The sequence below is a fragment of the Alteromonas sp. B31-7 genome (genome assembly GCF_015767655.1).
GTDB classification, from domain to species: Bacteria; Pseudomonadota; Gammaproteobacteria; order Enterobacterales; family Alteromonadaceae; genus Alteromonas; species Alteromonas australica.
On the sequence record NZ_CP065233.1, the window covers coordinates 3,789,247 to 3,802,601 of the forward strand.

General features: G+C 44.9%; 8 protein-coding genes. 5 read left to right on the plus strand and 3 right to left on the minus strand.

Annotated elements, in window-relative coordinates:
- Nucleotides 1-57: 57 nt before the first annotated feature.
- Nucleotides 58-2,868 (minus strand): bifunctional aconitate hydratase 2/2-methylisocitrate dehydratase, encoded by a 2,811-nt coding sequence (locus IUA53_RS16560; RefSeq protein WP_196897459.1) that lies wholly within the window; start codon nucleotides 2,866-2,868, stop codon nucleotides 58-60.
- A gap of 473 nt (nucleotides 2,869-3,341) precedes the next feature.
- Nucleotides 3,342-4,445 (minus strand): PQQ-dependent sugar dehydrogenase, encoded by a 1,104-nt coding sequence (locus IUA53_RS16565; RefSeq protein ID WP_231401334.1) that lies wholly within the window; start codon nucleotides 4,443-4,445, stop codon nucleotides 3,342-3,344.
- Nucleotides 4,446-4,613: 168 nt separating this feature from the next.
- Between IUA53_RS16565 and IUA53_RS16570 the strand changes: the two genes are divergently transcribed.
- The 5 genes from IUA53_RS16570 to IUA53_RS16590 all read left to right on the plus strand — a co-directional run bounded on the left by IUA53_RS16570 (nucleotide 4,614) and on the right by IUA53_RS16590 (nucleotide 11,950).
- Complete coding sequence (locus tag IUA53_RS16570) at nucleotides 4,614-5,078, plus strand: hypothetical protein (protein WP_196897461.1); 465 nt, start codon at nucleotides 4,614-4,616, stop codon at nucleotides 5,076-5,078.
- An 82-nt stretch (nucleotides 5,079-5,160) separates the two neighbouring features.
- Nucleotides 5,161-6,729: an AMP-binding protein gene (locus IUA53_RS16575; RefSeq protein ID WP_081869430.1), complete on the plus strand. Its 1,569-nt coding sequence runs from the start codon at nucleotides 5,161-5,163 to the stop codon at nucleotides 6,727-6,729.
- Nucleotides 6,730-6,951: 222 nt separating this feature from the next.
- The gene (locus tag IUA53_RS16580; protein ID WP_231401178.1) at nucleotides 6,952-10,218 is read left to right on the plus strand and encodes a PAS domain-containing hybrid sensor histidine kinase/response regulator; all 3,267 of its coding nucleotides are present in this window, start codon (nucleotides 6,952-6,954) and stop codon (nucleotides 10,216-10,218) included.
- Entirely contained in the window at nucleotides 10,208-11,323 is a 1,116-nt protein-coding gene (locus IUA53_RS16585; RefSeq protein WP_052364263.1) for an HD-GYP domain-containing protein, read from the plus strand. Before IUA53_RS16580 ends, IUA53_RS16585 begins: the two co-directional genes overlap by 11 nt.
- Nucleotides 11,324-11,425: 102 nt before the next feature.
- Entirely contained in the window at nucleotides 11,426-11,950 is a 525-nt protein-coding gene (locus IUA53_RS16590) for an acyloxyacyl hydrolase (RefSeq protein WP_196897462.1), read from the plus strand.
- A 73-nt stretch (nucleotides 11,951-12,023) separates the two neighbouring features.
- Here the strand turns inward: IUA53_RS16590 and IUA53_RS16595 are convergent, their stop codons facing one another.
- The gene (locus IUA53_RS16595) at nucleotides 12,024-13,349 is read right to left on the minus strand and encodes a tetratricopeptide repeat protein (RefSeq protein ID WP_044056048.1); all 1,326 of its coding nucleotides are present in this window, start codon (nucleotides 13,347-13,349) and stop codon (nucleotides 12,024-12,026) included.
- Between the last annotated feature and the right edge of the window lie 6 nt (nucleotides 13,350-13,355).

Genomic DNA, 13,355 nt, shown 5'->3' on the forward strand with positions numbered 1-13,355 from the left:
ATAAAAAAGCCCCGACCGAAGTCGGGGCTTTTTAGCTCAATATAAAAGCTTAAATGGTTATACGCGCTTAACGGCTAAATCAGCTTCAAACTTAGGTTTAACCGCCAAATCTTCTGAAGGAGGCGCAAACTTAGTTAGGTCAATGCCTTCAACTGCTTGCTTGTATTCTTCCGTAGTTGGGAAGCGACCAAGCACAGTTGAAAGTACTACTAGCGGCGTAGAGCCTAGTAATGATTCACCTTTCTTCTCAGAAGAGTCAGCCACTACACGGCCTTGGAACAAGCGAGTCGAGGTTGCAATTACCGTATCGCCTGGCTCCGCTTTTTCTTGGTTACCCATACATAGGTTACATCCAGGACGCTCTAGGTAAAGAATGTTGTCGTACTTAGTACGCGCTGCTTCTTTTGGCTTAGCATCGTCAAACTCAAAACCTGCGTATTTCGCAAGGACTTCCCAGTCACCTTCTGCTTTAAGCTCGTCAACAATGTTATATGTAGGTGGCGCAACCACTAGCGGCGCTTTAAACTCTACAGAGCCGTTAAGCTTCTCTAGGTTACGCAGCATTTGTGCAATGATTTGCATGTCGCCTTTGTGCACCATACAAGAACCTACGAAACCTAGGTCTACTGGCTTACCATCGTAGTAAGAAACCGGACGGATTACATCGTGGGTATAACGCTTAGATACGTCTTCGTTGTTTACGTCTGGGTCAGCAATCATTGGCTCGTCGATTTGGTCTAAATCGATAACCACTTCTGCGTAGTACTTCGCGTTGTCATCTGGTGCAAGCGCTGGCTCTTCACCCGACTTAATTTCAGCGATACGCTTATCAGCAAGATCAATCAGACCTTGAAGCATGTTTGCTTCATTGTCCATGCCCTTGTCGATCATGATTTGGATACGGCGCTTAGCAAGCTCAAGTGAGGCAACCATCGTCTCATTGTCAGAGATACAGATTGACGCTTTCGCTTTCATTTCTGCAGACCAGTCAGTGAATGTAAACGCTTGGTCAGCCAGTAGCGTACCAATTTGTACTTCAATGACACGGCCTTGGAATACGTTTTCGCCAGCGAATTGCTTAAGCATTTGCGCTTGCGTCGCGTGAACCACATCACGGAAGTCCATGTGCTCTTTCATGCTACCTTTAAAGGTAACTTTCACAGACTCTGGAATTGGCATTGCCGCTTCACCTGTCGCTAGTGCTAATGCAACTGTACCTGAGTCGGCACCGAATGCGACACCTTTAGACATACGGGTGTGAGAGTCACCACCAATGATGATAGCGCGGTCATCTACTGTGATGTCGTTAAGCACTTTGTGAATAACGTCAGTCATAGAGTGGTAAACACCTTTAGGATCACGGGCTGTGATGACACCAAAGTTGTTCATGAATGACATAAGCTTAGGAATGTTAGCCTGTGCTTTCTTGTCCCATACCGACGCCGTGTGGCAACCAGACTGATATGCACCGTCAACAAGAGGTGAAATAGTCGATGCCGCCATAGACTCTAGCTCTTGGCAAGTCATTGGGCCTGTGGTGTCCTGAGAACCTACAATGTTGACTTTAACGCGCACGTCAGAACCGGCGTGAAGCGGTGCGTCAGAGTTTACGCCAACGGCGTTACGGTTAAAGATTTTCTCAACCGCTGTTAGGCCTTGGCCTTCGTGTGATACTTCTTTAGAAGGTGCGTAAACGGCTGGCGCTTCAATACCTAAGGTCGTGGCCGCAAACGTTTGTAGCTGCTTACCGAAAACGACCGCGTAAGACCCACCTGCCTTCATGAACTCCATTTTCTGAGGAGTAAACGACGCAGATACGTCAGCCAGTTCTTCTGAACCGTTATAAAGTTTTTTCGCTTTAGTATCGATAGTCAGTACCGTACCTGTCGCTACAGAGTACGCTTCTTCTAGCACTGGGTCGCCGTTTGCATCGCGAACGATTTCGCCATTTTCATCCGTTTTCTTAACCCAGTTCTTAAGGTCAAGACCAATACCACCGGTGACATCAACGGTAGTCAGGAAGATTGGTGCGATACCGTTAGTGCCTGCAACAATTGGCGCTTTATTTACAAACGGAATGTAAGGGCTTGTTGGCTCACCTGCCCATAGTGCTACGTTGTTCACACCAGACATACGAGAAGAACCTACACCCATGGTGCCTTTTTCAGCAATAAGCATGACTTTAGCGTTAGGGTGCTTTTTACCTAGCTCAACAATTTCTTGCTGCGCTTCTGGCGTGATCATGCACTGACCATGAAGTTCGCGGTCTGCACGAGAGTGTGCTTGGTTACCTGGAGAAAGAAGGTCTGTTGAAATATCACCTTCAGCGGCAATGTAAGTGACCACTTCAATTTTCTCTGGTACTTCAGGCAGTTTGGTGAAGAACTCTGCTTTTGCATAGCTTTCTAGCACATCTTTAGCAATGGCGTTACCCGCTTTGTACGCAGTTTCAAGACGTTCAGTGTCAGCTTCGTACAGATATACCTGGGTTTTCAATACTTCTGCGGCAGGCTTAGCCACAGACTCATCGTCAGAAAGCGCTAGGTCTAGTAACACTTCTACTGACGGGCCGCCTTTCATGTGTGAAAGCAGCTCTAATGCAAACTCAGGGGTGATTTCTTCTACTTTTTCTTCGCCAAGTACAATTTCTTTTAAAAATTGTGCTTTCACACCAGCAGCAGGCGTAGTACCTGGCAGGGTGTTATAGATAAAGAATTTTAGAGAGTCTTCGCGGTGCTCGTTTGTTGTATCTTTAATTTGAGCAATAATTTCAGACAGCAGATCTGCACTGTCGATAGGCTTAGGGTTAAGACCTAGTTCCGTTTTACGGGTCTCGATCTCAGCCAGATATTCTGAATACAAACTCATAGGGTTCTCTCGGTCTTGGTTCTCGTAAAAATGGCTTTTACGTATGGGTTTTAACACGCCTGCTTAAGCGGTACGTATTTAAAAAATCGCACTATCTTAACTGATTTTATCCCTGCTGGTAATAAGGCAATATCAACAGAGCACGATTATTAGCCATTAAAATGCTTGCGTTGTATCTTCAACACTAAGGTGAATGAAGCCAATGATTTAAATCGTTTAAAACAACGCAACATTTATCTTTTTATATCAGAAACTTAAAGCAACCACTTAAGAAAACACGTGGAAAGCCAGAATTCTAAATGAGAACTATTTACCCATCAAAGTCACTGAGAGTTATCCTAGCTATTTCTCATATTTATGGGGAAGCCAAGGCTCCCACCTCTTTTTTGTAGTAATTTTACAAGCAATTACTGCAAAACCAGGGGTATTCTCGATGAAAACTCCGCCTTAATTCTCATTGTGACAACAAAAAACTACATGGGAGATGAAAAACGAATGAGAGACGCGTCATTACCGTCTGTTAAAATATAAATACTGCCATTCTGCCCTACAGCTACATCTCGGAGGCGCTCGTTTAAATGGGGAAAAACGCGCCGTTGCACTACCGGGGACGCTGAGAGATCCAAGCTATATAACGCCTTTGCCTTAAGCGCGGTGACCAGTACTTTGCCGGTTAACGCGCCAAAGCTATCACTGTGATAGTAAGCCATCGAAGAGGGCGCGATTGAAGGCGTCCAGTCGACGATAGGATTCACCATTCCCTTATAATGTTTAAAGGGCGAGATACTTGCCCCAGAATAGTCGGTACCCAAGGTAACGACAGGCCAACCATAGTTTGCGCCTGCCCTAAGCACGTTGACCTCATCACCGCCATCGGGGCCATGCTCATGCAACAATATTTTCCCGCTAGGTAATGAAATAATCCCTTGAGGGTTCCTATGGCCGTAGGAATAAACATAAGGTGCCTGCGGAAACGGGGGCGTTGCTGATGGCTGCCCCGCCTCGTTGAATCTAAGCACTTTTCCTAATTGTGATGTTAAGACCTGGGCTTTTTCGCGATAATCGAAGCCATCGCCAATGGTAACCAACCACTCATTGTCAGCAAGAGGCAGTAATTTCCCCCCGTAATGCACCGGTGTATCCTTATCATCCGACACCGCAAATACCGTTTCAAGCGCAGAGATAGAACAGTCTTTATGCAAATTCCCCTTCACCACGGCTATTCCATTGTTGCTTTTGGTGCCTTTACTGTAAGTCATTAGCACTTGTCCATGTGATAAAAAGTCACTGCTTAACTCTATATCTAGCAGCCCACCTTGCCCTTGTGCATAAAGATCTGGAAGCGTAAGTTTGTGTGTTTTTATTGTTGAATCTGTATCAACACAGACAAGCTCACCGTCTCTTAGGGCAATAACCCAACGCCCATCTTGTAACGACAATATCGCTTTCGGGTATGCGAGCTTGTCGACCACGAGAGACTGCGTAAAAGGTAACGGTTGCTCTGTTACCTCAGCTTGCGGTGCAGCACCAACAGAGTAAAGAAATAGAAAAGCGGCAAAAAGCACGACAATTCGCATCACGTAACCACGCCATTATTAATAAAGGTGTGCTAAATAGTAGCATAAAGACATCGACGGTTTCCTTCTATGCCGGATAACACCTTTAAAGCTGAATAGGTACTTGTAGCTATAAGCTAATAATGTTTGCTAAGGTAAACGCACGTTAACCTAATTCACTGCACTGTTATGAAATATCTGCTCGTTCGTTTTCTGTGTGCTTGGCTAACGACCTATTTATTCGCCAGCCTATTTCATACAAGTAGTGTATTGTATCGCTTAACCCAGCTCGATATTCGTATTACACCATCCATCTGGCTTTCCACCGTTGTAAAAGACGTGCTGGGACTGTTACCTACCTACGGTGCCATCATTGCGATAGCACTCCTTATTGGGTTCGTGGTTACCAGCCCACTTGCGAAAAAAATTGCTCTTCGCTCGGCATATAAACAAAACGAACGCCCTATTTTATTGCTTAGCCTCTTTGCCTTATCGGGTGCCGCCGCCTTAGCTACCGCGCTTATCGCCATGTACCCCATTCTTAACGTTACCCTGATTGCGGGCGCGCGCGGATATACAGGGTTCGCCCTTCAATGCTTAGCTGGCGCTATGGGAGGGATGGCATTCGCTCTCACCCATCATTCATATAAATAGTTAGCTATAATGTAACTAGTATGTAAATAAAATTGAAGTTTTGCTACTGTAACATTCATTAGAAATCAATTGGATGACGCATATGATCACCTTCCCAGAGGGCGTAACAAGTTTAGCGGATTACATCGAAACAGTATTAACAAAGTATGCGGACAAGCCGGCATATACTGCGCTTGGTCAAACATTAACTTTCAAAGAGATTGATGAGAAAGCATCAGCCTTGGCCAGGTTTTTTGTGCATGAAGCAAAATTGTCTGCTGGAGATAGAATTGCGATACAGTTGCCCAACTTAATCCAAAACCCCATTGCGGTATATGCCGCTTTAAAAGCTGGCTTGGTAGTTGTGAATACCAACCCGCTATATACAGAAAGGGAAATGAAGCATCAGTTTACTGACAGCGGTGCTGTCGCGCTGGTAATTTTAAGCGACCTATATCCAAAGTTTGATGCAATAAAACAAGATACGCGTATTGGGACCGTGATAACGACCTCAGCCACCGAACTCATCGACCCAAAGAGCGCCCCTACCATTAAAGATACAGTATCGTTAAGTGAGGCTATCAAAAAAGGCGAAGCGCTAGCCCCCTTTACGCGGGCGGCCACACAACTCGATGATTTAGCCATGCTGCAATACACCGGCGGCACCACGGGCGTATCAAAAGGCGCAGCACTCAGCCATAAAAATGTCTTAAGTAACTGTATTCAAATGATCGATAGGTTAGGCGGCTCGTTCAAAGAGGGTGACGAAATTGTTGTGTGCCCTCTGCCGCTTTATCATATTTATGCGTTTACCGTATGCATGATGGCGCTTTTTTCCAAAGGCAGCCAAATACTTCTTATTCCAAACCCAAGAGATATTGATGGTTTTATTCACACAATGAAACCTCACGCCATCACTGCCTTTGCCGGCATCAACACATTATTTGTTGGCTTAGGTCGGCACCCCGAATTTGCGAAATTAGACTTTTCTCGCCTACACCTCACTATGTCCGGGGGCACCGCACTCACACAGGGCGCCGTCAATATTTGGAAAGACGTGACGGGCAATATGATAACCGAAGGGTACGGTTTGTCGGAAACCGCCCCCGTTGTGTCATTTAATATACCGGGCGAGGAAGAGATTGGTACCGTCGGTATGCCATTACAAGACACGGATGTGGCGTTACTGGATGTGAATGATGACCCTGTAAAGGAAGGCGAGTCGGGGCAAATCGCGGTAAAAGGCCCACAGGTGATGCTGGGGTACTGGAACAGAGACGACGAAACAGCCAAAGTGATGACGCCAAACGGCTATTTCAAAACCGGTGACATCGGTGTTCGCTTAGCTTCTGGAGCCATAAAAATTGTCGATCGTCTCAAAGATATGATCATTGTGTCAGGCTTTAACGTGTACCCCAATGAAATTGAAGATGTACTGACTTCTCACCCGGATATTATGGAAGCGGCCGTCGTGGGGCAACCTGATGACAAAACCGGGGAAAAAGTGTGTGCCTTTATCACGGTAAGCACGCCGGTCGATAACGACGATGTTATTGCCTATTGTAAAACTCACTTAACGAATTACAAAATACCTAAGCGTATCACCGTACTAGAGGAGCTCCCTAAGTCGACGGTAGGCAAAATACTTCGCAGAGAACTGAGGTCGGCGTAGTACACTCTACCTTGAGAGCATACCGCCACTTTAAATCAGGTTATTTCTACCAAAGAATAACCTGATTTTTTTGCTCCAATTCACTTTCCGCACTATAACTAATGTATGCCTTTCTTTTTATAATCTGCGCTATTTTCAATAATGTAGACGAAACCTTCGTATACGCCAGTATTACCGATGGCGACAGCACCGAGATTTAACCTTGTTAAGAGAGCTCAACTTGTGAAACAACGTTTAGAAAGTCAGTTCCGCAATGCGTTTTCGCTATCGAGTGAACAAGACCCCAAAGCGTGGTTATACGATCTTCTAAAAACGAAAGAAAACCTAACGCAAGTAAATGAACGCTTAATTCACGGGCTGCTTCACCTAGTAGACGATATTGAAGACGCCTATCACCGCCATGAAACAGAAATAAAGCTCAGAGAACGAAGCCTGAATTTAAGTGCCGATGAGTTAATCGATGCCAATCAAAAAATTAAACAGCAGCTAGAGCATCAGCAAGAGGTGAGTGAAGCCCTACGCAACGCCATCAACCGGCTTCTTTTGCAACAAGGCAAGCCAGTACTTGAAGAAAAAATCAGCAATATCCACGAACTCTCGAATCGGGTGCTTGAGTTAGTGCTTGATAGAGAACGGACTGAAAATGAAATGCTGGTACAACGCGAAGCAATGGACAACCATGGCATTGTGGTAACGGTAAATGTCGACGGCACTATTCTTACGGTCAACGATAAATGCTGCGCTCTCTCAGGCTATAGCCGAGAAGAACTCATTGGAAACCATATTAAGATTTTCAATGTTTGGAATATTACAAAGGAACGCCAAAAGGAAATATTGAAAGGCGCTTTTTCTGGGGAGGTTTGGCACGGTGAATTACACAGTCGCTCAAAAGCGGGGGAGGCGTGGTATGTCTCTTCTACCTCTGTGCCCATTTTTAGCCCCGCGGGGCGGGTAAACAAAATTGTTTTTATTTGCACAGACATAACAGAACAAAAGCGACTTGAACAAAAGTCTGCTGCGAAGAAGCGGTTTTATCAAAGTATTACCAACAGTATCGGTGAAGGCGTTTACGCGGTTGATGCCAACGGGAAAACCCAGTTTTTAAATCCAGAAGCTTCTCGTCTATTAGGCTGGTCTCTCGACGAACTGGCCTCTCACCGCTTTCACGATGCTGTGCATTACCAAAAAGAAGATGGCTCACTACTTAAACGAGAGGCATGCCCCGTCAACCTCTCTATTCGACAGGGGCAACCTTACAGCTCTGATGGCGATTATTTTACCGATAAACAGGGGCGTCTATTCCCTATTTCAATTGTCGCGGTGCCACTGAAAAATAATCACGGTGACATTGAGGGGCATGTGGGGGTATTTAAAGACATTAGCGATAGAAAGCGTGCGGAAAATCGCTTAAAGCGAGTGTATGAAGACGCTAAAAAGGTGAGCAATGCAAAAAGCGACTTTCTCGCCACCATGAGCCATGAAATTAGAACGCCGATGAACGCCATTATTGGCCTAAGCCACTTGGCACTAGAAACAGAGTCCCAGGAGCAGAAACAAAATTATTTAGAAAAAGTTCAGGGAAGTGCCACATCCTTGTTGAGCTTAATCAACAATATTTTAGACTTTTCCAAGGTAGAAAATGAAGAAATCACCCTCACCCATGAGCCCTTCACACTTCACCAAATTATCGAAAAGCTAGCGCAGATTTTTCAACACAAAGCCAGACAAAAACGACTAAAGCTTATTTTTGATATTCGCCTTAGTCTTGCAACGCCTTGCATCGGCGATAAAAACAAAATTTATCAGGTATTGGTCAACCTTATAGGCAATGCACTTAAATTTACAGACAAGGGGTTTGTTAAACTCTTTGTAAAAGAAAAAGACAACGGAATGACCTTTTGTGTGTCTGACACGGGTATTGGTATCAGCGATGAACACAAAGAAAAACTGTTCAATGCGTTTGTGCAAGCTGACCCATCTATTTCCCGAAAGTATGGGGGAACGGGGCTAGGATTATCTATCTGTAAGAGACTTGTAGAAAGAATGGATGGAAAGCTAAACCTCGTTAGCACCAGTGGCGAGGGAAGCGCCTTTTCATTTACGCTACCAGCGCTGATTCAGCCTGAAGGACGGCCTGAAGAGGCAGTGTCTATTACGTCTGATCCACTTTTATGTGTCTCGCTAAACGAAGACATGCACAGTGTTTGTGATGTATTGGGCCATACTTTTTCACGCCTACATATAGGTTTCACCCATCATAAGTGGGAGGAAGCGCCCCTACCCACATTTTCCGCAAAAACACTGATAGCCCTATCAGATAACCCTTCTGACTGGGATACGTTTTACGAGCAACTACATGCAGGTGCATTCAACTCCCTTAACCTCGCGGCTATTGTTACGCCTTTAAACACCGATGAGGCTGTACGCCGAATTGGAGAAGCCTCATACGATAAACTGCACATCATCGAGCTGCCCTTTACTGAACATACCTTACTGGCTGCGCTAGTGCCTAACGCAAACATAACAGCGAAAACGCAAGTTACTGGCCTAGAAAGTAAAAAATGGCGTCATAAACGCTTGCGCAATAAACACATTTTGCTTGTGGATGACGACAGTATCAGCCTTGAAATTGCCCAACAGATTTTATTGGACTCAGGCATTGAAGTCACCACAGTGGCGGATGGAGAACAAGCACTGGCCGCCTGCAAAAAGCAACCATTCGACGCGCTATTGTTAGATTGCTTACTACCCGGAATAAGCGGCTTCGATGTGGCAGAAAAACTGACCAGTGAATTAGCATGGCAAACACCTATTATTGGTATTAGCGCAGATGCGACTCAAGTTAACATTAAAAGAGCCATTAGTGCGGGGATGTGCGCTCACTTACTAAAACCCGCCAGCGCTGAAGAAATACTACACACAATAGATATTCATATTCATCGCGGTTACAAAACATTAAACGTGGTGCCAACCGATGACACTTTTCTACAATCGCTACACCAATTTTACGTTCGCTATAGTAATGCGAACACCCTCACGCAACTGATTAATGCCATTAGCAATAGTGCAGATATTAGTACTAAATTGCGTCAACTAGAAACAGATGCATCGGCAATAGGCGCCACCACACTTTGCCACAGCCTAACCAAGCTGAATGCTGTAAAAGCTGGCGATATCAAAGGGATATCTGATGTTTCATTTGCCATAGATATTACCCTCAAACTGATTGCCCATACTATCAATCTTGCCTTCAAGCCAGAGAACTCAACACATACCAAGTTTCCCTTAAACCAATTGATAAAGGCCATCGATAGCTTAACCGCGTATGATGCAGAAGCATTGGCATTATTAGACAATCTTTATCGCGCAGCCCCGAGAGAATATTTACATCGATTAGACCGTGCTCGCCAAACCGCCAGCACCTACGACTATGATAGCGCAGTGCAAGAACTAGTCAGCTTGAAGGAATCGCTAACCAATGACGAGTGAGTTAATCAATAAATCAAGCGCCTTTAATATCCTTGTGGTTGACGATGAGCCAGCCAATATCGATATACTTTTGGGCGTACTGTCACCGCACTATAAAGTAAAGGTAGCACCTTCTGGTGCGTTGGCACTAAAAATTGCACAACAATATGTGCCCGACCTTATTCTACTCGACATTATGATGCCCGGACTCAGCGGGTTTGACGTCATCAAAGCATTAAAATCTAATCCCGCTTTAAATAATATTCCGGTTATTTTCGTTACCGCATTGGGGCAAGGAGAGGACGAAGAAAAAGGGTTTGAATTAGGCGCGGTTGATTATATTACCAAGCCCATTTCCCCACCGCTGGTACTCGCACGAGTTAAAACACATATTACCCTCGCTCATCAAATGAAAATGACCGAGTTAGAGGTGAAAAAGCGCACCGCAGAGTTACAAAAAAGCCAGCAAAGCGCTATTAGCATGTTAGCCGCAGCTGGACACTACAACGATACTGATACAGGCCACCATATTTGGCGAATGGCAGCGTATTCATTGAAATTGGCCATGGCTTTCGGGTGGTCTGTCGAACAGGCGTTATTGCTTGCGCAAGCGGCCCCTATGCACGATACCGGCAAGATAGGTATACCTGATAGCATATTGAAAGCACCTCGACGATTAGATGAAAAAGAAATGTCGATAATGCGCACCCACGCTGTCATTGGTCATCAAATATTATCGCAATCCGATACCCCACTCTTTAGGCTTGCTTCGGAAATTTCACATTGCCACCATGAAAAGTGGAACGGCACTGGCTACCCTCAAGGGCTAAAAGAAACCGATATCCCTGAGAGTGCAAGAATTGTCGCTATTGCTGATGTTTTCGATGCGCTCACCATGAATCGCCCCTATAAAAAAGCGTGGTCAGATGAAGACGCATTTAACTTTATTGAAAGTGAATCAGGGAAGCACTTCGACCCTAGTCTAGTGGCGTGTTTTTTGTCCATTAAGGCGCAAATACTCGACACAAAGGCATATTGGAACGCGCTAGAGAAAAAGAAAGAGATGCCCAGTATCGATGAATTTCTCCACACCTCTGCTCCCCCCTCTAACCGCGAAAACGCATAAGATAGTCGAATATAATTTTTCGTAATTTTCGAATAATCCTATTCACTATTTAGAATTGGGTTATTTGTGACTCCCCCCTATATAGGCGGTGGAGGAACACACATGAAAAACACACTTTTAATCACTTTACTTTTGATCAGCGCGCTCATCCCCGCATACGCAAACCATGGCTACGCCATTGACTTCATTCGAGGTGAAGGGTCAGTTAACGGGGTTAAATTGGCGTATCAGTACAATATTGACCAACCCTTAGATATTTCATGGCCCCTAACATTGACCATGGAAACCAGTGCGAATTTCTGGGAATACGGGGAAGAAAATAAATACGATTCTAACGTGGTGATCGCGCTCTCGCCTATTGTCAGATTACCTATTGGCACCGCTTTTAATAAACCAATAGAATTGGAATTAGGCATAGGCGTTTCACTTTTAGACGATACACAATTCGCCGGTAAAGATGTATCGACACATTACCAATTTGAAGATCGTATTGGCTTTTCTACTACCTTCGGGCAAAGCAACGAGTATCGAATATCACTAAGATACCTACATTATTCAAACGCGGGCTTCAAAAAGCCAAACCCTGGACTGGATTTTCTATCACTTTCTTTTAGCCAGCGACTTTAAAATTAGCCAAATAAAAAAACCGCAATAGCCAAGCTAGTGCGGTTTTCCATCTACTTATTTTCAAGCTTATTCGCTAGCTTGCGCCAAGTTCTGCTTCTATACGTTCAGCTTGCACTTTCTCGCCTTGCACAAACTGCTTCCACTGCTGTGCCATGGCTCGGCTCTTCTGATGCTTTTCTGCTTCCGCCAACTGATTAAGCGCTAAGGCATATTGCTTTTGATTATACAGCGCCATGCCCTTAATCAAGTAAACCAAACCTGGGTTACGCAAGTCGCCTTTCTCTACTGCTCTGTCGGCCGCCGCAATGGCGTCATCAAAGCGGGCTTCATTCAAAAGAATTTGCGCAAGTTGAGCGTCTAATTCGCCATCTTCAGACAACTCAGCCGCTTGCATCATAACAGGAATCGCTTTGTCCTGTTCTTTCGCAAGAGACCAACTTTGCCCCAAGAATTTAAGGTTACGAAGGTTCTTTTCAAGCATGCCATCATTCATGGCTTGCTCCATTAACTTCGCCCCTTTGTAAGGCGCACGATGGTAGTAGTAAAGCTGAGCTAAATTAAAAATATCCGATGCCGTCTCAACAAAACCACGCTGATAAGCGGTTTCCATGATGGCAAGCTGTTTGCGTTCTTCACCTAACTCGCCGTACATACCGGCAAGTTGGATCCAATATTTAGGCTCATCAAACAGTTTCACCATTTTCACAAGAACGTCTTTCACCTTTTTAGGCTGTTTGAGTTCGTAGAAAACAGCGCGCTGAAGAATAAGCCAGCCTTCGTCGGGGATCATACCCTCAGCTTCGTGATCTTCGATAGCCTGCGTAATCCAGTCAGCGGCTAAGTCATACTTCTTATTTTGATAGTATGCTTGTGCTTTGATGACTTTATTTTTCGGTGGTACAGGCCCTTGGTTAAGCGCTTCCCAACGTTCAATATACTTAATGGTATCGTCGTAATTCCCTTGCATAAGGTTAAGCTGCGCTAAACTGAAAAGCGTGGTCATTTCAAACTTTTCAGGAATAGGCTGCTGCTCTACCACTTTGGCGAATGACGATAAGGCATTATCATAATCTTCGTTGTTGTAGTAAATGAAGCCGAAAAAGTTATACATCATGGCTTTTTCGTAGCTATTCATCGAGTCAGATTTTTCTTCTACCTCGTTTAATATAGCGATAGCTTCTTCAACGTTGCCAGCATCATCAGCTGCTGATTGCGCGCGTGCTAACTGCTCGTAAACCTTTCCACGAAGCGTAGGAACGCGACGTGTCTTTTTTTCACTCGCTTTTTGTTCTTGCGCTAGCACATCGGTGGCAATGAGCATACTCGGCACAGAAACTGTGGCTGATGCGATTGCAAACGCCAGTGCACTAAGCAACGTATTCGTCTGTTTCTTCATCATCTTCTG